General features: G+C 41.1%; 13 protein-coding genes. 3 read left to right on the plus strand and 10 right to left on the minus strand.

All coding sequences use genetic code 11. The features are described from left to right. Positions 1-107: 107 nt before the first annotated feature. The 6 genes from BV375_RS17200 to BV375_RS36930 all read right to left on the minus strand — a co-directional run bounded on the left by BV375_RS17200 (position 108) and on the right by BV375_RS36930 (position 5,787). Complete coding sequence (locus BV375_RS17200) at positions 108-785, minus strand: response regulator transcription factor (RefSeq protein ID WP_086762544.1); 678 nt, start codon at positions 783-785, stop codon at positions 108-110. Continuing rightward, a complete protein-coding gene (locus tag BV375_RS17205) occupies positions 778-1,914 on the minus strand; it encodes a HAMP domain-containing sensor histidine kinase (RefSeq protein ID WP_086762546.1) in 1,137 nt (378 codons plus the stop codon). The genes BV375_RS17200 and BV375_RS17205 overlap by 8 nt, the downstream gene beginning before the upstream one ends. A 389-nt stretch (positions 1,915-2,303) precedes the next feature. Beyond that, positions 2,304-2,609 (minus strand): type II toxin-antitoxin system RelE/ParE family toxin, encoded by a 306-nt coding sequence (locus BV375_RS17210; RefSeq protein WP_086762547.1) that lies wholly within the window; start codon positions 2,607-2,609, stop codon positions 2,304-2,306. After that, positions 2,606-2,872, minus strand: a complete 267-nt coding sequence (locus BV375_RS17215) for a type II toxin-antitoxin system ParD family antitoxin (protein WP_086762549.1) — start codon at positions 2,870-2,872, stop codon at positions 2,606-2,608. Before BV375_RS17215 ends, BV375_RS17210 begins: the two co-directional genes overlap by 4 nt. 310 nt (positions 2,873-3,182) lie before the next feature. Beyond that, positions 3,183-5,219, minus strand: coding sequence for an NAD-dependent DNA ligase LigA (gene ligA / locus BV375_RS17220; protein WP_086762551.1), 2,037 nt, complete (start codon positions 5,217-5,219; stop codon positions 3,183-3,185). Between the two features lie 397 nt (positions 5,220-5,616). Beyond that, complete coding sequence (locus BV375_RS36930; RefSeq protein WP_166507465.1) at positions 5,617-5,787, minus strand: hypothetical protein; 171 nt, start codon at positions 5,785-5,787, stop codon at positions 5,617-5,619. A gap of 822 nt (positions 5,788-6,609) precedes the next feature. Here BV375_RS36930 and BV375_RS17225 point away from each other — a divergent pair. Together BV375_RS17225 and galT are read left to right on the plus strand one after the other, a co-directional pair. Further along, a complete protein-coding gene (locus tag BV375_RS17225) occupies positions 6,610-8,493 on the plus strand; it encodes a glycoside hydrolase family 2 TIM barrel-domain containing protein (RefSeq protein ID WP_086762588.1) in 1,884 nt (627 codons plus the stop codon). After that, entirely contained in the window at positions 8,472-9,572 is a 1,101-nt protein-coding gene (galT, locus tag BV375_RS17230) for a galactose-1-phosphate uridylyltransferase (RefSeq protein ID WP_086762553.1), read from the plus strand. The genes BV375_RS17225 and galT overlap by 22 nt, the downstream gene beginning before the upstream one ends. Before the next feature lie 164 nt (positions 9,573-9,736). Here the strand turns inward: galT and BV375_RS17235 are convergent, their stop codons facing one another. From BV375_RS17235 to BV375_RS17250, 4 genes are all read right to left on the minus strand, one after another. Continuing rightward, positions 9,737-10,882, minus strand: a complete 1,146-nt coding sequence (locus tag BV375_RS17235; RefSeq protein ID WP_086762555.1) for an STM4014 family protein — start codon at positions 10,880-10,882, stop codon at positions 9,737-9,739. 161 nt (positions 10,883-11,043) lie between these two features. Next, positions 11,044-12,198 carry a CapA family protein gene (locus BV375_RS17240; protein WP_086762557.1) on the minus strand — a complete coding sequence of 385 codons (1,155 nt, stop codon included), beginning with the start codon at positions 12,196-12,198 and terminating at the stop codon, positions 11,044-11,046. A 173-nt stretch (positions 12,199-12,371) separates the two neighbouring features. Continuing rightward, entirely contained in the window at positions 12,372-13,298 is a 927-nt protein-coding gene (locus BV375_RS17245; protein ID WP_243713966.1) for a M48 family metallopeptidase, read from the minus strand. A gap of 196 nt (positions 13,299-13,494) precedes the next feature. Then, a complete protein-coding gene (locus tag BV375_RS17250; RefSeq protein ID WP_086762560.1) occupies positions 13,495-19,878 on the minus strand; it encodes an AAA family ATPase in 6,384 nt (2,127 codons plus the stop codon). A 1,311-nt stretch (positions 19,879-21,189) separates the two neighbouring features. On the opposite strand from BV375_RS17250, the gene BV375_RS17260 reads away from it, so the two are divergent. Then, positions 21,190-24,753: an NB-ARC domain-containing protein gene (locus BV375_RS17260; RefSeq protein ID WP_243713967.1), complete on the plus strand. Its 3,564-nt coding sequence runs from the start codon at positions 21,190-21,192 to the stop codon at positions 24,751-24,753. The last annotated feature ends 235 nt before the right edge of the window (positions 24,754-24,988 follow it).

Consider the following 24,988-nt stretch of genomic DNA (forward strand, 5'->3'; position numbering starts at 1 on the left):
TTTATTGACTTTGTACACTACCCAGGAAGAGAAGGGGGACAAGGGAGTGTGGGGAGAAATAATAAATGACAAATGACAAATGACCAATGACCAATGACTAATAACTCTTAAGCTTTCACAAGTCCTAACTTGAGAGCAGCTACAATAGCTTGAGTCCGGCTAGTAACTTTCAACTTCTCGAAAATGCTAGTGAGATGAGCTTTTACCGTAGCAACTGTTACATATAAATGCTTGGCAATTTCTTCATTAGAAGCACCTTGAGCTAACCAGTATAAAACTTCTTGTTCTCTTTCTGTTAAGTGTAACTTATGGCAAGCTCTCAATGAAGAATCAGAATAAGCTTGAAAGAAACGGAAAAATCGGCTAGCAACTTCGGAAGGTAGATAAATCTCTGATTTAATCACAGTATTAATAGCTTCACCCAGTTGAGTCGCCAAACGACTTTTAAACACATAACCTGCTGCGCCTGCTTGCATAGCGCGGAAAATCCAATCATCTTCTTGGTGGGCTGATAATACCAAAACTTTGCCAGTATAAGCCGTTTCCTTCAGCCGAACTAATACTGTAATGCCATCACTACCGCTTAATTGTAAATCCAGTAAGATTAAATCTGGAGACTTCTGCTGTGTAAGTTTTAAAACTTGTTCTACAGAGTCTGCTTCACCTACTACCTCTATAGGTAATGCAGCATTAATATTATAAAAATTTAGTAGAGTACGTATCCCTTGGCGAAAACGTTCTTCATCATCTACAAGTAAAACTGAAAGTTTTTGACTATTAACCATCTTTGACACTCCTAGAAATTTTCGGTCGAGGCAAAATTACACAAAATTGCGCTCCACCTTCTGATACACTTTGTGCCCATAAGTTTCCGTGATGGTCTAAAACAATTTTTCTGGCAATAGTTAAACCCAGTCCTGTACCTCCTGGGCGACGGGAATAAAAAGGAGTAAATATTTTTTTGATATCTTCCTGAGATATTCCTCGCCCTTGGTCAATAATTTTAATTAGCACTTCATCTTGAAAAATTTGCCAACTACAAGTAATAGTTGTGAAATTAGGACTAAAATAAACTGCATTACTCAGCAAATTATCGAATACTTGCTTCATTTGCAAGCGGTCTATTATTAAATTTGTAGATGTATCAGGAATAGAAATAGTCAGGTGCTTTTGATTAATAAGAGGTAGTAATCCTTTGATACTTTCCAGTATTAAACTTCTCAGGTCTTGGGAAGATTTTCTTAATTTTGCTCCTTGCCCACAATCTAGTAGCTCATTTAAATTAGTATCTAAATCTTGGATACTTTCACGTATGATTGTTGCTTGTTCTTGCCAGTGATTACCTGTTAAACCCAAATATAAATTATGGGCATAAAGACCGATCATAGCTAAGGAGTTACGCAATTGATGCCCTACTTTATGCAGAACTTCTTCCAGTAGTTGAATTTCAAATTTTTGTCTACCATATACTAAATATATACTTGCATACTTACCAAGTAGCAGGGCCGATTGTTGTATGTATTGGTGCAATTCCACTGAAAGTGGTTGATCGGCAATTATTTGAATATATTCAGGCTTTTGATTTCTATAGCCTAGAGGACAAATGTAAGAAAATCCAGAAAAATCATTCAGCTTAAATTCCTGTAATTCAAATGCAAGAGGATATTGAGTAAGCCACTGTTCCGAACGCAAATAAGCTAACTTTTTCTGAGAAAAAGAAGTTTGTGTTTGAGCATAACTAATTACTTCTTGATGAGCTTTCAAGAGGCAATCATGGTAGACAATACGAGCAAATAAAATGGGATAATGACTAGTTAACTGCTCAGATTGTAGCTGGCAAAAACTTTGAATATTGAATGAACTTAAATCATTCAAATCCTGTTCTGCCTGCTGTAGAGAAAAGCTTATTGTCATAGCTTGACTCACTTTTTGCAAATAAAGATTTATACTTAAGTTAATAAATACACCCAGAAAATTTAGTACTGACTAATACTTGACGAAAGAATTGGGTATATAGGCTGCGATCGCGAATGTAAGTTAAACACCTCCAGCCTTCGGTAAAAACTGCCGCTGTATTGCAGAACAGCATAAAACTATACAGGGCAAAAAATATTTAATTTTCTTGAAGACATCATTGAGGAGGCGATCGCTAATGCAAACTACCTCCTGGCTAAAAACTTAAGCGGGAGGAAAGTTAACTATAATCAAATATTATCATTTGCCTAAGGTTGAGTGTCGCGCGTTTACCAAGGTTAATACGGTGTTGACTTCTGACTATAATTTATCTTCAGCTTAATAACTCTTTAAGAATCATCTGAATTAGAAAACAATGATTCTAAATCCCGACGCGCACTCACTACACGCAAAATTTCTACTCCATTATCAAGCACTCGATAAAAAATGATATAACCATCAAGTGGAATACCACGCAACTGAGAATTTATGTGAGTATAAGTACGTCCTATGTTAGGAAAGTTTGCCAAATTTTGACACTTTTTATTGAATTCTCGAAAAAGTGCTTCGCCTGTTTCCAAGTTTCTCGTCAAAAAATAATCCGCAATCTCATTTAAATCTCGGCTTGCAGACGGTGAGATAATATATTGACTCATTCTGAAGTCTCACGCGCTTTTTGGAATCTTTCAAGGATTTGCATAACAACTGTCTCACCATCTAATCCTTCACCTCGGTCAAGTTCTGTAATGGCGACTTCTACTTTTTGGCGAGTTTCTTCTACCCACTGAATATACTCATGATTTGATTTTTCCAGTAATCTTAATGCTGTATCAATTACTTCATCTGGATTTGTAAATCTACCGCTAGCAATTTGCGCTCTTATAAATTGCTCGTGTTCGGGTTTAAGATTGATACTCATGGGTTCAATACCTCTGTTGACAGCACATTATATTTTCTATTCTTGTTCTAATTAGAAGGCAGAAGGCAGAAGGCAGAAGGGAAAAGCCAGTTGCTATCAGGGTTTTAAACTTTTGTATTTTACGTTTAATTATGTCCATCTACTTAACAACTTCACTACATTCGGGGTATTTTACGTATGGATATTTTTTGAATTGGAATTTCCTGAGTACGATAAAACAAGGAAGATGAGGGAGAAACCTCTGTAATAATTCCCCTGTATCTTTGTTGTCTATTTTTTCATTTGCAGATTACTCAATTGATATTTCAGACTATCTATCCTCCAGCATCTCCAAAAACTCAGCCTCAGTCAATTGAGTAATTCCTAAAGCCTCAGCCTTGGCTAACTTAGAACCTGCATCTTCACCTAAAAGTAAATAATCAGTTTTTTTACTCACTGAATCTGTCACCTTACCGCCAGCTTTTTGAATTAAAGCTTTCGCTTCATCTCGCTTTAAGGTAGGTAAAGTACCTGTGACAACAAAAGTTTTCCCAGCTAACTTTTGATTACCATCAGCAATTGTTGTTTCTTCGGTAGTTGCTAATTGCAACCCTGCGGCTTCTAGGCGAGAAATCAAAGTTTGATTGGCAGTAATCTGAAACCACTGATGTACAGACTCGGCAATTTCGGCACCAATACCATAAATACTTTCAATATCCGACTGCTCGGCTTGAGCTAATTTTTCTGCGGAGAAAAACTTTTCAGTGATCAATTGGGCATTCACACTGCCAACATGACGGATGCCTAAACCATACAACACCCGTGACCAAGGTTGGTTTTTCGATTGGGCGATCGCATCAATTAATTTCTGCGCTGACTTTTGCCCCATCCTTTCTAATTCATATAACTGCTGTTCTGTCAAGTCATATAAATCAGCTACAGAATGTACCAAACCCTTATCAACGAGTTGATGTACACACTTTTCTCCCATACCTTTAATATCTAAGGCATCACGGCATATCCAATGTTCAATTGCGCCTTTGAGGATGGCAGCACAGGAAGCATTAACGCACCTAGTAACGGCTTCACCCAATTCACGCACCACTGGCTGTCCGCAGACTGGGCAATGGCTAGGCATGACAAAAGGTTGAGTTTCAGGGGGACGGAGTTCTTTAAGTACCCTTACTACCTCTGGAATAATTTCCCCAGCTTTGCGGACGATTACAGTATCGCCAATGCGGATATCTAATTGAGCGATGCGATCGCTATTGTGTAAAGTAGCGCGGGAAACTGTCGTCCCGGCTAGTTGCACTGGGCGCATCTCTGCTAACGGTGTTAACGCCCCAGTTCTGCCAACGTTCACCGCAATATTTTCTACGCGGGTAGGTGCTTCTTCGGCGGGATATTTCAACGCGATCGCCCAGCGCGGAAATTTCTGAGTAAATCCCAGCTGTTCTTGCAGCTTAAAGGAATTTAGCTTCACTACCACCCCATCAGTCATGTAGGCTAAATTTAGCCGTTCTGTATCCCAATAGTTGTAGTAGTTGCCCACATCTGCCAAGGAAGGACAAAGCTTATGGTTGGGATTGACGCGAAAACCCATCCTTTGTAACAACTCCAAAGCTTCCCATTGCGTATTGGCAATACTGGCATCATCTCTGCCAGGAATGTGCAACGTATAGCCAAAGAAATCTAAGCGCCTGCGAGCTACAATGCGGGAGTCTAATTGTCTGAGTGTACCAGCTGCGGCATTGCGGGGATTGGCGAATAATTGCTCGCCTGCTTTTTGCCTTTCTTCGTTGATTTGTTTAAACACATCCAACGGCAAAAATGCCTCACCTCTAACTTCTACCTTTTCTAAAATTTCTAACCCTGCAAAATTTAAGCGTAAGGGAATTGAGCGAATTGTCCGCACATTTTGAGTGATATCTTCACCCATCACTCCATCACCCCTAGTTGCACCCCTAGTGAGAACACCATTTTGATAGGTAAGTGCGATCGCAGAACCATCAATTTTCAGTTCCGTGACATACTCTACTGAGTCGAGTTTTGGGGCTTGTCGCCGCCAACGCTGATCCCATGCTTGCAACTCATCAGTATTAAAGGCATTCTCCAGACTATATAAGGGGATATTATGCCGCACCGATGTAAACTGTGTTGCTGGTCTCTCACCCACGCGCTGAGTGGGACTATCGGCTGTCACTAGTTCTGGATACTGGATTTCTAGTTGTTGCAACTCTCGATACAGCTGGTCATAAACTGCATCTTCCATGATGGGTGCATCTAGGACATAATAAGCATAGCTAGCTTGCTGCAACAACTGGCGTAGTTCTTCTACGCGCTTGATTTCAGGCTGACTCTGTGTCATTGACTTTTTGCAAAATACTGAGCGAATAGAAATTAACGACGAAGCCTGTTGAGGCACGTTTTGTTAGTATAGCTACTGGCTTTCAGACTTGGGCAAAAAATTGGTGAGCTATCTTACATCTGCAACTTTAGGCATCAAGTAAAAATAAGTAGTGCGAGCCGAAAAGCTCGCGCGGGCTTTCCGGCCCGCACTACAAATATTAAATTGTTCAACTTATTTTTACACCACTCCTTCGATAAAAACGGGCTTTGCCAATCAATTGGCGACGAGTAGAGTACTTTCAGTAGATCGAAAAGTTCTGCGTTAGCGTTCGCCTAGCGTCTCGTTCGCACAGCGTCTCCCCTTGGGAGAAGAGAAGCTCACCGTTCCTCAAAGAGGTTCCCGCAAAGAAGGTAAGCTAATAATCTTCAAATTGCATCCCCGCGCATTGGTGTAATACCATTTCACAAAAAATATGATGTGGATGTAGGTTGGGTTGAGGAACGAAACCCAACACTTCAAAGTCTTGTAATTTTTGGGTTTCACTCAGTTCAAACGCCACTTCACTCAAGTCGGGAAACCCGCCCACGTGAGTGGCTCCCCAACCTACGCATCTGTCTCATTTTTTCCTAGAATTGGTGTAAACTTAACGCGTAACCCTGATCAAAGTGTGATTTTGCGTTTTCTCACGTTCCATCAAGATCTGCGTTACCCCACCCCAGTTTTGTCTAAAGCCAAAACTAGGAGAATAAAGGGGAGGGGTAAAACGCTCGTGGGATAAGCGTTTTCGCTTAAGTTGACACGTATGATTCTTGTATCTCCCCTTCCCCTGTAGACGCGTTCGCTGTTGCCAGAGGCTAGCAACTTGCTTGAAAATGTCCCTCGCGCAGAGGCTTTGAAAGGAGATTTTAAGAGAAATTATGATTGTTTACAAACAATCTAGGATTGCTGAATTAATTCTCGATTTAAGGCATTTTAAGCTAATAAAAATATATTTGCAGTCAATTACTTCATTAAAAGCCATGCTAGGTGACTTTATCTCAAATTGCAGCCAAATCATCTATATATATCTAGCATTAAAATAATTAATATGAGGCTCTGATTTTGATGTTAAGCAGTAAAAAATGTATTTTAAATTTTAGTCAAAATTTATCATTAACTTTTGTCTCAAGTATGCCATAATGTCACGAGCCGAAAGGTAATACCTAATTGAATGCCTCTAACTACCATAGGGGTAAATTACTCATTTGCTAACAAGCAAGCTCTACATTTAGTTATTTACTACTAGGGCAGAGTTTGATTGGCAGTTAGCAAAGAGTTTTAGGTATTTGTACATATCGAACTCTTGGAAGTTTGAGCAAGAGGCAAGTTTTTTAAAATTCTTTCTATAGCAAATTAGGAATATATGGCGATGAATTTGTTGGAGTTAGCTAATAGCGCGGTTGATTTAAAATCTCATGCCGATCATAAGCCAAGTTTAGACTTAATTGACGCGGCTTATCCACGTCCACAGTTGCGGCGAATTTCTAGCACAGATTCCACGCGATCGCATTGGCAAAGTCTCAATGGTCTGTGGAAATTCGCATTTGATGACGAAGGCAAATGCGCTCACCCCAGAGACCTGAGCCACTGGACACATGATATACAAGTTCCCTATGCTCCCGAATCTATCAAAAGTGGGATTGCTGATACTGGATTTCATCCCAATTGCTGGTATGAACGGGAATTTGTAACGCCACCAGGTGAGGGCAGGTTATTACTGCACTTTGGCGCTGTGGACTACCGCGCTCGTGTCTGGGTTAACGATCAATATATAGGTGAACATGAAGGCGGACACACCAATTTCACAATGGACATTACTGCTGTCTTAGATGACAGTGGCATGACAAAAGTGACAGTTTGGGCGCAAGACGATCCTCATGACCTCGCCAAGCCTCGTGGTAAGCAGGATTGGCAACTGGAACCGCACAGTATTTGGTATCCTCGCACCACTGGAATTTGGCAGACAGTCTGGGTGGAACGTGTGGGAGTGAGTTACATAGATCACATCCGCTGGACTCCCGACTTTGAGCGGTGGGAAATTGGTTGTTATGCTGCGATCGCAGGTGATGCTCCGGCTACGGGCATCCAAATGAAGATGAAATTGACTGTGGGCGATCGCGTGCTGGCTAATGATACCTATGAAGTATTTAATGGCGAGATTAACCGCCGCATTTCCCTTTCAGACCCAGGTATCGACGACTACCGTAACGAATTGCTATGGAGTCCAGAAAAACCCACATTAATCAATGCTGTTATTCAGTTATGGTATGAGGGTCAGCTGCTAGATCAAGTAATATCTTATACAGCTTTGCGGACTGTGAGCATACAGCGCGATCGCTTTATGCTCAACGGTCGTCCCTACTACTTACGCTTGGTTCTAGACCAAGGCTACTGGACTGATAGCCTGATGACTGCGCCCGATGAGCAGGCGTTGCGGCGAGATGTGGAACTGGCAAAAGCAATGGGTTTCAACGGAGTCCGCAAGCACCAAAAAATTGAAGACCCCCGCTTTTTATATTGGGCAGACGTGCTGGGATTGTTAGTATGGGAAGAGATGCCCAGCGCTTATCGCTTTTCGCCGAAAGCAGTGGAACGCATGACGCGCGAGTGGACGGAAGTCATCAAGCGTGATGTCAATCACCCGTGTATTGTGGCTTGGGTGCCATTTAATGAGTCTTGGGGAGTGCCCAATCTGGTTGAGACAAAGGCTCACCGGAACTATGTTTTGGCCATGTATCACTTAACCAAGACCCTTGACCCGACTCGCCCAGTGATTGGTAACGATGGCTGGGAAAGTACAGATACTGACATTCTCGCCATTCATGACTACGACACCAATCCCGAGCATTTGGCTCATCGCTATGGCCCAGAAGTAAAGCTATCAGATTTATTTAATCGTCAGCGTCCCGGAGGACGAATCCTCACACTGGACAACTATCCCCATCAGGGACAGCCAGTCATGCTGACCGAATTTGGTGGAATTGCCTATGCGCCAGAAGATCAGCCTGATGCTAACAAAGCCTGGGGATATGAGCGCTGCTGGAATCTCTCTGAGCTAGAAATCAAATATACTGCTCTGCTGGAAAGTGTGAATAATATCGATATATTCAGCGGTTTTTGTTACACACAACTCACCGATACTTTCCAAGAAGCTAACGGATTGTTGTACGCCGATCGCACACCGAAGATTCCACTAGAGACGATACGCGCCGCCACCCTTTCTGGAGGATTATGTACTCCCACAAGTTGTTAAAGCCAGATGGCCGCCAACTGACTTTATATAGTCGCTACCCGATTGCTGATGACATAACGGCTCCTAGTCCCAGTAATGAGCCAGTGCAAGCAAATCCCCACCTGCGCTGGCATCCCTTACGCGGAGAATGGGTAGCTTATGCCAGCCATCGTCAAGGGCGGACTTTCATGCCGCCCCCAGAATATAACCCCCTCGCACCCACCAGCAACCAAGAGTTTCCCACAGAACTACCTCAAGGGAAGTATGACATAGCTGTGTTCGATAACCGCTTTCCTTCTATGAAGGTAACGGCACACGATCCACCAGCGAGCATTGTGGAAACTTTACCTGCTAATGGTGCGTGTGAGGTAGTAGTTTTTACTCAAGACCCTCATGCTTCCCTCAGTTCCTTAGAATTAGATCACCTAGATTTACTGTTACAGGTGTGGGGCGATCGCACCCGCGAACTCGCCGCAAATCCCCAAATTCAGTATGTGCTGCCCTTTGAAAATAAAGGTGTCGAGGTAGGGGTGACTTTACACCATCCCCACGGACAAATCTATGCTTATCCTTTTATACCGCCTGTGCCAGCAAGGATGTTGGAGATGCAGCGGCAATTTTATCAAGAAAATCAGCGGGGTTTGTTAGCGGATTTAATTCAAAAAGAGATAGCCGACAACAAACGAATTATTTATCAAGATGAGGAAGTGATCGCATTTGTCCCCGTATGTGCGCGTTACCCTTACGAAGTTTGGATTGCTCCCAAACAACCAGTTCCTAACTTTTATGACCTGAGTGCAAAGCAACGTCAGGGACTTGCCAGGGCCTTAAAAACCGTCACTCTTAAGTATGACGGTTTGTGGCATCGTCCATTTCCTTACCTGATGGCTTGGTTTGGTGCGCCCACAGATGGCAAACCTCATCCAGAAGCGCATTTACACGCCCAGTTTTATCCACCCTATCGCACCAGCGACAGGCTAAAGTACTTAGCAGGAACCGAACTCGCAGCTGGAATGTTTGCCAATGATGCCTTACCAGAGGAGAAGGCGAAGGAGTTACAAGCGATCGCTGTAAATATTGAAATGCCAATTTCCGCATAAAGGAAAAATAGAGAAACTAAAGCAAGCGCATCCCTTACGAGATGCGCTTTTTCCGATTTTTAGACAATTTTAGGACTTACGCACTCGTGACGAAAAACTAAGCCTTTGCGATTACTTCGCTTCGCTCGTAATGACGTAAAATCATAGTCCTTGCGTAAGTCCTGTTATAGTTGCAAAATCGCTTTTATTTCACTTGTATATGTATCCATACCATTCCACAAAATACCTGGTAATAAATCTCCAAATGCATTAATCTCTAAAATGACATGAGTTTTCCAATCGGGTAAAATTAATAAATCGACTCCGCAATATAAACTATTAGGAAATAAAGCTGCTACTTGTTCACAAGTTTGCTTCATAATCTCCCAATTTTCTGCACCAAGTTTTGTTAAAAATTCCTCAGAATCACCTCGTTCATTCCCTAGATGCAAATTTGTCATTGGACTTTTGCCAAGGCGAACAACAATGTGCTGTGCTTCGCCATTAATAACCACCACCCGCAAATCAAAGCCGCATCCTTGCAAATGTGCTTTGGGTAGCCATTCTTCTACTTGTACGCCTTCTGCTGTCAAGATGTTGATGATATCAGCGATTTCTTCATAGTGTGTGTAGTGCCTAATTTTACGGGAGTTATAAAGCAAGGTTTGCCCGTTTTCCCGCACTCGTTCAACGGTAGTAATGGCTGATTCAAAACGCGAATTTGCTCGGTAAGCAACGACTCCAGAAGCAGCGGAACCGTGGGAAAGTTTGACGAATACCCGTTCTATTCTCTGCGTTTGCATTTGTTCGCGCAAATGGTCGTAGTTGTAAATTTTACCTAGCGAACGTGGAACGGGAATGCTGTGGCGGCTAAATATTTCATGACAAGCTGGTTTGTCAAACATCACTGCGATGTCTTGGGGATGGTTCATGAAGTACCCCTCCCTGCAACTGAGAAGGGGAGAAAATAATGTTTCCCATGTTCCCAAGAGATACCGCCAGCCTAAATACCACTGTCGCGGGTAGAGGATGCGTCCTTTGTCAAATTCTAATTCGGTAGCTTCCCTAGAACTGATGCGTTGGTGTTGTCCGTTATCCGATACGTTAAAACCTAAGGCGATGATGGCTTTGTCAATATCAAAGTTCTTTTCTGGAGAGTCGAAGCGGATAATAGTGTTGGGTGCGTTAAATTGTTCGAGGGTTTGTTTACCTGCTATCAAGTCTGCGTAATCTACTACGGTGGCTGGTGGTAAATTGAAATGAGCGATCACTTGTTGGAGGAAACTGACACGGCGATTTTCGGGGTTGGCGATGAGGATGAAGTTAAGCATTTTTGATATTTGTTTTATTCATACAAACAAGCTGTAGCGATCGCCAAATTCTAATTCTTCGTTTTCGTTTTTACCCTGTGGTTGCGCAACTTGCTCCACTTGAAATTTACCCAAATGGAGTAAGTCTCTCTTCTACTTTTCTTCGTAAATTATAGAATTCACTACTGGCTATTCATCACAACAATTTCGCCTTTTCGATTAAACTTTACTGGATTCTTGGGAAAATCTTGATTGTTTAAATAACGCAGAAGTCCCACAGTGCGGAAACGCTGATCGACTCTGGGAATTCCCTGACGATCTAGATGAATAGGAATAACTTTACCAGACACCAAATCTCCTTTGGAGTTAAGTTTAGCTTCTAAAATCATTGAGTAGCCTGTCTCAGCAGCGGTAGATAAAGTCCGATATCCCAAAAAGTTGCCTAAAGAATAAGCAATCAGTTTGCCTTTATAGATTTCTAGTGCTCTGGGAACATGAGGGCCGTGTCCTATAACTAAGTCTGCGCCCAGATCAATCATTGTCCGAGCAAACTTCATAGAATTGCCTCGGTTTTCTCCATAGAAAAACTCTGTTTCATTTTTAACGTGTAATGCTCCTGTACCTTCAGCCCCTACCTGCATAGATATAACTACAATGTTTGCATTATTTTTAGCCTCTAATACCAGAGCTTTTGCTGCTGCTAAATCATTAACTGAATTGTAAAAATCATAGGTAGTAAATCCGATCATTGCTACCGGAATATTATTAGCTTCCAAATAGAGAATTTGATTTTTATGGCCTAATGTTTCTATACCAACAAAGGCAAGATTCTTTACTGTATCTTGAAAGCCTACAGGGCCAAAGTCCATTGCATGATTGTTCGCTAAATTGAGTACATCAAACCCAACATCAGCAAACAGCTTGGCATAATCAGGCGGAGAGCGAAAGGCAAAAATTTGTCCTTTACTCATATCCTTAGAACTGTAGGGATAGGTAGTTAAACTACTTTCAAAATTTCCAAACAAAATATCAGCCCCTTGCAGATAACCTCTTACAGATTTTGGCACCAGTTCATCACGAAACCGCGGCAGTCTATAGTTAGGAAAATTGGTTCCCGGAATCACATCTCCAACAGCTTTAATAGTTATAGTGTCTGAAGGTATTTGCTGATTTTCAGGGATAACAAAGGGAAATGGCAGATTATCAGTAGGTTTCGTTGCAGCATTTGAACGCTGTATCTGTCCAAAACGGATAATAATTCCTATACTAATACCCAAACAAAAACAAAAACTGATAAACCCCACTGAGAATAAACGTCCCAGCTTTTGATTAACCATCGTTCACTCCTCACACAATGGCATCAGTTTATCCCACAAATTAAAAATCTTTGTATATTTTATTCGGTTGTTTTGGTAAAATTTAACACAAAATAGAAATCCAACACATGGTTTCTTGTGTTGGATTTATTCCTGCAATTGATTTAAATAAATCTGCGCTAAATATAGTAGTTCTACTTACCAAATCTCCGGTCTATATCATCTGCTTGTGAACCACCACGAGTAGAGTTAATTCTTAACGAGGTTTGATCTTTAGAAAGGTTATACGTTAGAGGCTTTGTTTTAGAGATTCTTGCTTCACCTTCTTTCGTCAAAGTTTGAGGTGGATATTTAATCATTAAAGCTTTAATCGCCTCAATTCGTTTGGGTACAGCTGGATGATCTGTATCAGCTTCGGAACCGGGAATTTGAGATAAAACCTGCATGACTCTTAGACAGCCTTCTGGCTCAAACCCAGCTTTTACAGAAGCTATATAGCCAATTTCATCTGCTTCAGACTCATGTTGGCGTTCCTGTGCCGCTAGACGTTCTTCTAGCTCTTTTTTCTTGGTTTCAATAATTTGATTGATACGCTTTTGTGAATCTGCTTGGCGTTGCACACCTTGATTGCCAAGTACCGATCCCAACAGACCACCGATAGTTCCCCCGATGGCACGATTGACCACTGCACCACCAACAACAGCAGCGGTTGACTCGTTATTTGCTGCTTGTTGTTCTCCTAAAACGTCTCTCTTCGCTTCTTCCTCAATTTTGGCAATCAACTCAGTTTTTTGAGCTGCACCAACAGCGAGATGTCGCTTCACATGGTGACCCATTTCATGAGCGACTACACAAGCCAATGCCGAAGAATCGCCTGCTAATTGGTCAAGTATGCCATCATACACAGCAATAAGATTGACATCTGTGGCAAAGGCATTAACATCATACTTAGGAATAGCCACAATCCGCCAAGGTCGAGTATCAAATTCATTGGCACGTGCAATCCGATCTACGACTCGATACAGAGCATAAAAATCTTCAGGTAGCTGCTTTTTAGCTTGCTCGTAGATTGTTGAAGATGTGGATGCGGCTGGTTTTCTCTGTGGGGTTGGTTTAGCCAAGACTGGCAGGGTTGCAGAGCACAGAAATAAGCACAAAGAACTGGTAGTCAGGATTGTTCTTTTGCAGTTGAGCATTATTGTCAGTATTGTCTTATTCGTAATTTATTTTTATACAATAAAGCAATTACGCACTGAATTCTAGAGCGATCGCTTTTTTTAATCTAAACTAGTACGAAATTACTCTAGTAACCCTGTATCAGCAGCTACTTTTGGCTTTCACAGGCAGCGCTATGGTAAACTCTGACCCTTCTCCCAGAACAGAATCAACGAGTATCGTTCCCTGATGGCGCTCGATGATAATTTGACGAGCGATCGCTAATCCCAAACCTGTCCCTTTGCCAACTGCTTTGGTAGTAAATAGGTGTTCAAAGATTCTAGCCTTGACTTCTTCGCTCATACCAATACCGTTATCTTTGATCCGAATTAGGACATGGGGAGTCGAGAAAGTTATATTATCTTGAATAAGTTCAGTTTGAATTGCGATCTGATGAGAATGAGGGCGAAACTTACCTTGCCTACGTTGCTGATTAAATTCCTCTAAACTATCAATGGCATTTGCCAGGATGTTCATAAACACTTGATTAATCTGTCCGGGAAAGCATTCAACCGCAGGTAAATTACCATAGTTTGTAATTACTTCAATCGCAGGACGTTCTCCGTTAGCTTTAAGTCGATGTTTAAGAATCAGAATTGTACTGTTAATGCCTTCGTGAATATTAAAGGGAATTTTGTAATCTTGATCGGCTCGCGAAAAAGTGCGAAGACTAGTACTAATACCGCGAATCCGATCAATGCCAAGTTTCATTGAGTCGATGAGCTTAGGTAAGTCCTCACGCAGATATTCCAAGTCGATCGCTTCAGCTTCATCTACAATTACCTGGCCAGGATCGGGAAACTGTTGCTGATAAAGGTCGAGTATTCCCAAGAGGTCTTGAATGTAATTTTTAGCGGGTTGCAAGTTACCTGCTAAAAATCCCACCGGATTATTGATTTCATGAGCAACGCCTGCAACGAGATTACCCAAGGCAGACATTTTTTCATTCTGCACCAGCTGTAATTGAGTTTGTTGCAAGTCTTGCAAAGCTGTTTCTAGTTCTTGAGCTTTTTGCTGTACTTGAGCTTCTGCACGTTTGCGATCGCTAATATTAATTGCTGTCCCAATTAATTGATGAATTCTACCAGTGCGATCGCGTAGGGGGTGAAAGGTTGTGAGCCACCAAGTTGGCTCACAATCAAAGGTAAGACACTGCTCAACAGCAATGCTAGTTCCAGCAACGATGCAACTGAGATATTGCTGCTTAACTACAGCACCTTCTATCTCACCATGTATCTGTTCTGGAGTTTTGCCGATGACTTCACGTGCAGGTACGCCTGTAATCTTAGCTGCTGCTGGGTTCCAGTCTGCATAAAGCAATTCTTGGTCTGTTGTCACGTTAATCACAAATATTGGATGATCGACACCATCGTAGATACTGCGCAGAAATTGTTCTTGTTCGCGAATTTTTTCTTCAGCCAGCTTGCGATCGCTAATATCTATAACTATGCCATCCCATACGATCGAGCCATCTTTTTGCTGCTGCGGTTGAGCCGCAGATTGAATCCATTTAATTTTTCCTGAAGGTGTAATCATCCGCCATTCGTGTTTAAAGGGTGTTAAGGTTTGGGCCGAGTAGCTAATTAACTGCTCAAGCTGTGAAACCTCGTCGGGATGATTCATAGAATAAAGATTATACATCCCCGCCATAACTGACTCTGGTGTCACCTCATACAGTTCGTAGCAACCACAACTGACGTAGGGTGTTGATGTCGAACCGTCAGCAGCTAAACGAAACTGATAAATCATCCCAGGAATGTTATCAGCCAAGTTCTGAAAGCGGGTATCACTGGCTCGCAATTCTTCTAAAGATAGCTCTAATTGCTTACTGTAAATCTGAGAACGCTGGTAGAGGTGGGCATTTTCTAAAGAAATAGCAGCTTGGGTACAGAGTAAATTTAAGATTTCGACGCGATCGCTTGTAAATGCTCCCGTCGTCAAATTATTTTCTAGATACAGAATCCCCAACAGTTTACCCTGATGCATAATTGGAGTACATAAAATACTCTTGGGTTGTTGGCGCAGAATGTAGGGATCAGCTAGCAGTAAAGGATCGGTGGCGGCGTCAATTAACACTGATGATTGCAGTGTTCTTTTGACAGAGTTAATTAATAAGCTTGGAAGTTCCTGACTCTTTTCTAGGGGAACAGATTGCAGCACTATCGGTTTTTCAGTTGCGATCGTAGCCTCAATTACTAACCTATCTTCTTTGTTCAACAACAACGCACATTTATCTGCGCCGGCATTTTCTAACACTACCTGAAGCAGAGTAGAAAGTAATTTTTCTAGATGAATTTCGCTAGAGAGCATCTGAAAAGATTTCAGAACAGTAGCTAAATCTAATACCGCAGAGATGCCATTGCTACTATATTTTGTAGTTTCGCTAGTGTTTTCATTGTAAGTAGTAACGCTCTCCACCACTGGGATAGTCAAATCACAGGAAAACAGAATGCTATCTGGTTGCAGGATGGGAATAAGAAACTGTGGATAGCGTTGCTCAAGTTGCTTAACTTTGGCAGTTGCACCCCAACGAGCATAACAATAGTAAGCATTAATTAAATACTCTTGAACAATGCTGTTTTTGCCCCATTCTAAATAGAATTTAGCTGCAAGTTCGTTGGCTAGAGCTTCTTCGTGAGGATAATCGTTGGCTTTGGCTGTGGTAATTGCCAGGTCATAAAAATCAAGTGCTTCAGCTTTGTGGTTGAAAACGCGATGGCGTTCCGCTTCCACTAAATAAAATCTGTGCAGGTGATTTGCTGGCGCAGAATCAGCCCACTTTTTGATTTTTTCTTGGTTGATGGTGACTCGCTGCTGGATGCGTTGTTGTTCCTCAAGGGAAACTTGAGGATAAATTGCCAGATGTGCCAGAGAATCATAGGTGTAGAAACTAGGGATGATAAATAATCCTGTCGCCGCACCCAGATAATTTTCTGTGGCGATCGCATCTGCAACGGCTGACTCAAACTCCCCAAATAAATAATCAATAACTAGTTTATTGCAATGGAAATAGCACAATGCTGTTTGATCTCCTCCTTGCTGAAGCATCGGCAGCATTTGCTCTTCATTAAAAGCATCCCCGACAAACTGCCAAGGTTCAATGCTATCCCCCAATAAATTTAAAACTGCTTGCTGAAAAATTAGAATCTGATTCACTAGTGCATCTTGTTTAAGTTGAGTTAATTGGGTGCAAAAAGCAGCAGCTTCGCGATTTACATCAATTAAATCTTGTCCTGCAAACCAAGAATGCATGATGTAAGCGATCGCGCAAATACTAGCCCAAAGTAAGTCTCCAGTTTCCAATCCACTTTGGTAGCCTTCTGTTAATAAAGGCAAGGTATTTCTCACAGGTTCTTGCCAATGCAAAGTCCCAAGGCTAACTTCCCCATAGGTTTTGGCTTTCTGTTCTTGCTCATTGAACTGTTCGAGTAACTTTAGCGCCAACTGGCCAAATTGGTAACCAAAGTTGAGTTCTCCTTGTACGCCACATAACAACTGTCCATAGCAGCCATAGCCATAGGTAGAAGAAGAAGTATTACCATATTCAATAGATAAGTTGACTTGCGCCAAAATAATTAAAGGAAATAATGTCGGCACTGCAATATAAGCACAAGAAGAGACAGCAGGCAGAATCCGCATCGCAGCTAATTTTTCTGGGTCGGTCATCTGAGGTAGAGTTACTAAATCCAGTGGTTGCCTGCCAGCTAATATGGATGTAGTTCTCTCCATCGCTTGTGCAATATCTAATTCATTGGGTTGTTTTGGAAAAGTCACTCCTAAGGAACGAAGAATCTTGAGTGCAATTTGCAATGCTTCTAAGGGTTGGTGCTGTGCTTGAGCAGATTGGATTTGAATTTCATAAATTTTTACTATATCTAAGAGGCTGGTGACGTTTTCCTGAATCACATCTGCCAAATTAGCCATCTGCTCTAAATTGCCGTTTAAATAAGCAGCCTCGGTTGCAGCTGTGTAAAGTGCTCGGGTTAGCTCATACTGAGTTTGCCAACTATCCTCTGTTAGTAAATTAATACCCGTGATGAAATATTCTAAAGCTGGTGCATGAGCAGTGGCAGTTCTGGCTTTATGTCCGGCTTGAAGATTAAGTTCGGCAAGTTGAATTTGCTGGGTTTGTTCAGCAATCAGATTTTTACCGATATTAAATTGATTGACAATCTCAAACAGTTTTTTTTCTTGTTCTGCAACTGGCGTATTACTTAGCAGTAATTGCCCAATTTTTAGGTGAGTCGCTGGTTTCTGCTCCTCTGGAATCAAGGAATAAGCCGCCTGCTGAACGCGATCGTGCAAAAATTTGTAATGAGGTAAGCGGTTAGCGATGATAGATAATTGACACGCGCCGTTGTCATTACCAGAGTCTTGAAAAAATTTATAAACTTCACTTGTAGGTAGAATTAATCCCTCTTGCAGTGCTTTCCACAAGTCTACGGCTGTCTCTGCCTGAGATTTTTCGTAAACAATAGCCAGAGTTGCTAGATCAAAAGTGTTACCAATGCTAGCAGCTAGTTTCAATACTGTTTGTGTAGCGGTGGGCAACTTCTGAATTTGATGCGCCATAAATTCTACAACATCGTCAGTCAGCGCTAGCGCTCGAATTTGGGCAATATTCCCTTGCCAGTAACCAGTATTGATATTAAAAGTTATACATTCCTCTGCATACAACGCCTTGAGAAATTGCGTGGCAAAAAAAGGATTGCCATTGGTTTTTTGATAGACTAATTCGGCTAAAGGTACTGCTAGTTCTGGGGGACAACTGAGAGTATCAGCAATCAAGTTGTTCAAGTCGCATAGCTTCAGCGGAGCCAAGGTGATGGTGTTAACGATCGCTTTGGCTTTGTTAATTTTATCAACTGCCAGCATGAGTGGATGGACAGAAGAGACTTCGTGATCTCGGTAAGCACCAATGAGTAAGAGATAATCTGTTTCCGCTTCACTCATTAATAATTGCATCAGTCTGAGTGAAGCCGAGTCTGCCCATTGCAAATCATCCAAGAAAATTACTAGGGGATGTTTTGGTGTGGTAAAAACCTGAATGAATTTTCTGAACAGCAAATTGAAGCGATTTTGCGCAGCAATTCCAAAAAGTTCAATAGCAGGAGGTTGTTTACCAATAATTAGTTCGAGTTCTGGAATTACCTCAACAATTACCTGAGCGTTATCACCTAGAGTAGAAAGAATTTGAGTCCGCCATTGCTCTAGTTGAATGTCTGTTTCTGTTAGCAGTTGTCCCATCAAGTCGCGTAATGCTTGCACAAATGCCGAAAAAGGAATGTTGCGCTGAAACTGGTCAAACTTGCCTTTGATGAAGTAACCTCGTTGCCGGACAATCGGCTTGTGGACTTCATTAACTACAGCAGTTTTGCCGATACCAGAGAAGCCTGCAACTAGCATCACTTCGCTGCGAGAATTAGTATTGCTGGCTACTCGCTCAAATGCATTTAGCAAAGTTTGTACTTCTGCTTGGCGACCATAGAGTTTTTCTGGGATCAAGAAGCGATCGCACACATCCCGCTGTCCGATCTCAAAAGGTTCAATCTTTCCTGTTTTTTGCCATTGAGTCCAACAAAGTTCTAAATCATGCTTCAGTCCTAATGCACTCTGATAGCGGTCTTCCGCATTTTTCGCCATCAATTTCATTATGATGTCTGAAACTGGTTTGGGAATTGCCTCTATTTTGAAATTTAAATTTTGTGACAAGTTGAGCCAGTCGCTTGCGGGATTTACCGCTGTGGTCAACTGTTCAAAACGAATTTTGAATTGCTCTAAAGGCGCTGGTTGTTTGGCAATATGACAGTGGATCAGCTCCATTGGGTCATGGGATTGAAAGGGAGGCTGACCTGTAAGCAGTTCAAAAAAAGCGATCCCCAAGGAATAGAAATCACTGCGATAGTCAATTCCTCGGTTCATCCGTCCAGTTTGCTCTGGAGAAATATAAGTGAGGGTGCCTTCTAGAACATTGGGACTTTTAATCTCTTGGGTTTCTCTGGGCAGCAGAGAAGCTATGCTAAAGTCAATCAGTTTAACTTCTTTTGTTTGGGGATTGATGACGATATTATCTGGTTTGATATCTTTGTGAATCACCTGGCGCTGATGTAGTTCGTGGAGAATATCGATTATTTGCAGCGCGATCGCCAGAAATTCAGTTAGTTCTAGGGGCTGGGTTTTGATGTAATCCCGCAACGAAATCCCACCAAAGTCTTCCATCACCAGCACATAGCTATTGCCATAAGGTTCTAGGCTGTAATGTCGAACTACACCAGGGAAGTCAAGATTTTTGGCGATCGCGTACTGATTACGAAACTGCAACAATTCATTAAAGGTTGGGTAATTAGATTTTAGATATTTGATGATTACAGGTTGCTGGTCAATCTCTCGGATGCCTCGGTAAACAATAGTTTTAGTACTAACGTGCAGTTGTTCAACAATTTGGTATCCTAAAATTTCCCATCCTAAGTCCAGCCCTGCGATCATACCTAGTTACCTCATCTGCACAATGGCTTTTTCTTAATGGCTTTAACAATACAATATAAGTATTCCCATTAGTTAGTTTTTTCTAACTGGAATATGATTAGACTAATAAATAGATGAGCGTAAATAATTCTCCAAATTTCAACTTTATTGAAAACTCTTGAGCAAAAATTAAAGAGTATTTACTTTCTGTTGCTGCACGTTCACGCGAGCTAGTCGATACCGCTCTCCCTTCGTCGGCAATAAATATTGTGACAATGAAAGATATTTGCAATTAATTTGCATACAGCTGTTACTGGATTTCACCCGCTTAAATTCCACTATACAATATGGCGATCGCATCATCGATCCGCTTGCCAGCTTTCTGGAACATAATTATCAACTGGTTTGCAGAATTTGAGTTGAACCTAATTATCGGACTTACGTACTGTACAAATTGAGAATTATGTGCATTGACTAAACTGCAACTTTAGCGGTTTTTGTGAATAAAAATTTAAACAATCCTCATAATTTCCTCACTTTTTCTAGATATTCTGAACATAAAGGTTTTAACAAAGGTGAACTCATGCATCCCAAATGGCTATAGCCAAAACTTGGGCTTAATACACATAAACAACTCCTTGACAATAATTAACAATTATTATGTATATTTATCACATTTTATGGTAAATTTCTTTATTTCTTTTAGTAGAGGACTGCTGACTATAAAAACAGTTAATCTTTTAGAACCTTTGCTTCAATGCTTAATAGTTATTACATTTATTGTCCGAAAATTACAAAATATGTTTCTACCCATCCCCTTACTAGAAAAGCAAACTCAAGTGTTAACAAGAGCTAAAAAGAAAGGTGATTCAGTAATAATTAAGCAAAATGAGTAATTACCAAATTCAAAAGATAGAAATAATGGTAGCAAATTATATTTAAAATTATTAGAACAATTGTTATGTAAAAGCTATTTATTTTTTCGTGTAAATATTAGGAAAAATATTTGTAATTTACAATCAATTTCAATAAAAGATATCTTAAAATTATCGATAAGTTGTTAATAATTTACTTTTATAAAGATAAACCAGTATTTTTAGAAATCAATAGACAGCAATTCAAATTTAAAAAACTGTTGAGTAAAGATTTATATTTTGTTATGAAAAACACAAATTATACGAATATTTTCAATTCTAATCTAAGAAAGTGAGAAAAAATCATAAAAAATCGGATAAAGTTTAAAAATGGTTGATTTTGAAAAATAAAGCTTAAAATCAGCTTTATAAACCAAATTTCAAATTTAATACGGCAATAAACTTTTTCTTACAGCCTGTGGGAGCAATAGATTTGACGTTTGAGCAAGCAATGCTGGTTTTAGATCAAGTGTTACAGCAAAAGCATTTAAGTAACATTCAAGAGCTAGTGCTGCGTCAGTCTTGGGAAGGATATACTTATGCACAGATTGCTGAAAGCTCTGGCTATGACGATGATTATATCCGAGATGTGGGGTATCGATTATGGCAGACTCTCTCAAAGGCCTTAGGAGAAAATATCAATAAAAGTAATATTAAATCTGTGTTGAGACGGCGTTATTCTAGTCTCCCCCAAGCAGAGTCACAAATACTGACTCCAGTAATAAGCGAAACTCCGAAGACACAACCACACCAAGATTGGGGAGAAGCAATAGATGTATCTATCTTTTATGGTCGCACGGCAGAACAAGCAAAGCTACAAGAATGGATTGTTAAGGAAAAATGTCGTTTGGTAGCGCTGCTAGGTATGGGAGGAATTGGTAAAACAGCTTTGTCTGTGAAATTAGCAGAACAACTACAGGACAATTTTGATTACGTAATTTGGCGCAGTCTGCGAAATGCGCCACCTATAGTTGAGCTACTAAAGGGAATAATTTTATTTGTTTCTGATCAGCAGGAAGTAAATTTACCAGATGCTATAGATAGTCAAATTTCTTGCTTGATGAACTATCTGTCCTCCCAACGTTGTTTGATAGTGCTAGATAATGTTGAATCGATTTTAGAAAGTGGCAAAAGATCCGGTTGCTATCGTTCTGGATATGAAGGATACGGGCAAATTTTTCGACGGGTAGGAGATGAACGCCATCAAAGTTGTTTAGTATTTACTAGCCGGGAAAAACCAATTGGTTTCGCAGCAAGAGAAGGGGAAAGCTTACCAGTGCGATCGCTACAACTGACTGGTTTGTTACAAACAGAAGCACAGCAAATTTTGGCAACCAAAGGACTAGTGACTTCAGCGGCTGAATGTAAAAAATTAATTCAATGCTATACAGGTAATCCCCTAGCTTTAAAAATTGTTGCAACCACAATTCAGCGCTTATTTGATGGAAATGTTGGACAATTTCTCCAGCAGGCTCCTGTGGTTTTTGGTGATATTGGGCAGATATTAGAGCAACAGTTTAATCGTCTATCTGCCAACGAAAAGCAAGTGATGTATTGGCTAGCAATCAAACGACAATGGGTAAAGCTTACAGAATTAGAAGAAGATATTGTACCACCCATCTCTAGACGAGAATTACTAGAAGTGCTGTTATCTTTGCAAGGGCGATCGCTCATTGAACAGCAATCAGGCAGCTATACCCAACAACCTGTAGTCATGGAATACATGACTGACAAACTGATTCAACAAGTTTGCAGTGAAATCGTCACTGGGAAAATTGAATTATTCAATGCCTACGCTTTGATAGAAGCTACGGCTAAAGATTATGTCAGTGAAAGTCAGAAACGGGTGATTTTGGAACCGATATTGAGTCGGTTAAAAACTAGCTTGAAAAACCCAGCAGCAACTGAGAGGCGGCTAATAGAAATTATTGCTATACTACGGGAAAAATTTTCCACAAAACCAGGATACGCTGGTGGTAATACAATTAACTTACTACGACAACTAAAAGTTGATTTTACAGGATGGGATTTTTCTGGTTTAACTATCTGGCAGGCTTACCTCAAAGATGTGAGTTTGCATAGAGTCAACTTGAGCAACACCGATTTAAAAAAATCAGCTTTTAATGAGGCTCTAGTCAAAATCGTTGCGGTAGAATTCAGCCCTGATGGTAAGTTGCTGGCTACTGGTGATGTCAATGGCAGAGTCAACTTGTGGAATCTAGAAGATAGTCAACAACTGGGAAGTTTTGAGGGGCATACTGGCTGGGTTTGGCAAGCTAAATTCAGCAAAGATGGCAAAACTCTAGCAAGTTGCTGTGAAAATGGCATGATTAAACTTTGGGATCTCAAAACAGGGCAATGTCTGCATACTATACAAAACCATACAATACACAGTTGGTTATCGAGTTTTAGTCCAGATAACACCCTATTAGCTTGTGGTAGAACAGACCAAACAATCAAACTTTGGGATATTTGCAGTGGTCAGTGCGTAAGAACACTGCAAAGACAGGTAAAAATGATTGGTCCAGTGGCCTTTAGTCCTGATGGGCAAATTCTCGCCAGTGGTGGTGAAGATACAACAGTAAAACTCTGGGATGTGAATACAGGTGAATGTCTGTATAGTATGGATGGACACAATCAAGCAATTTGGTCAGTTAGCTTTAGTCCTAATGGCAAAATTCTTGCCAGTGGAAGTGAAGACAAAACCGTAAAACTTTGGGATGTCAGCACGGGTAAATGCTGGAAGACTTTACAAGGACTGCACATCGAATTAGCTTGGTCAATTGCGTTTAGTCCTGATAGTCAAACTTTAGCGATCGCAGGTGAAGCCTCTGTGATTAGTTTATGGGATGTGAATACAGGAAAGTGCATTAAAACTCTCTCAGGACATAACGCTCGTATATGGTCAATTAGCTTCAGCCCTAATGGAAAAACTCTCGCCAGTGGTGGTGACGACCAAAGTATTAAGTTATGGCAAGTTTCTACAGGACGATGTATCCAGACTTTACAAGGATACCCAAGTTTTATTGGCTCAGTTGCTTTTAGTCCAGATGGTCAATACTTAGCTGGTAACACAGGCTACACTGTTAGAGTCTGGGATCTTGCTAATGATAATTCTCTAACAAGCTTTTATGGCCATACTCGCGACGTTATGGGCTTAGCTTACAGCATTGATGCGCAAACCTTAGTAAGTGGTAGCCTAGATGGTACAATTCGGTTTTGGAATCTCAGTAACAGGCAGTGTCTAAAAATCTTAGAAGAACATACTGGGATGATTTTTTCTCTAACCTATAGTCCCGATGGTCAAACTCTAGCTAGTGGTAGTGCAGACAAAAGTATCAAAATCTGGGATGGGGCAACTGGAAAATGTCTCAAAACTTTAGAAGGTCATACAGGCTGGGTATTTTCAGTTGATTGGAGCGCTAATGGCAAATTTTTAGCCAGTATTAGTGAAGATAGTATTAATTTATGGGATGTTACAACAGGGCAAATCCTTCAGGTATTGGCAGGACGCTACTCGTTTGTTGGGCCAATTGCCTTCAGTCCCAACAGTCAAGTCGTAGTTACTGGAGATCTAGAATACAGGATTCAATTTTGGGATATTACCACAGGAAATTGTTGGCAAACATTGCAGGGACACACATCCACTGTCACCGATGTCAAGTTTAGTCCTAACGGCGATCTTCTTGCTAGTGCTAGCCGCGATCAAACTATTAAGCTCTGGGATAGCCAGACAGGAGAATGTTTGAAAACACTGGCAGGGCACAGTAATTGGATCTGGGCGATCGCCTTTCATCCTAACGGAAAAATTCTTGCCAGTGGCTCTCAAGATGAGACAATTCGGCTTTGGGATATTGCCACAGGAGAATGTTTGCAGATTTTGCGATCGCCCCGTCCTTATGAAGGTATGAAAATTCAAGGCGTTACAGGTTTAGGTACAGTCCAGAAAGAGATTTTGAAAATTCTCGGAGCAGTTGAATAAATCGCGTACCGACTTGAGTGAAGTGGCGTTTGAACTCAGTGAAACCCAACAATTACAAGACTTTGAAGTGTTGGGTTGAGGAACGAAACCGAATGGCACTAAGTTTAGTTACTTGTTGAGGCAAGCTGGGGGAGCGGGGGGAGACAAAAAAACAAGTGTATTCTTGGGTTTTATAGTATTAAGAGTTACTAAAAATTACTCTTTACTTCCCCAGCCTCCTCAGCTCCCCCAGCTT

The organism is Nostoc sp. 106C, assembly GCF_002154725.1.
Classification (GTDB): Bacteria; Cyanobacteriota; Cyanobacteriia; order Cyanobacteriales; family Nostocaceae; genus Aulosira.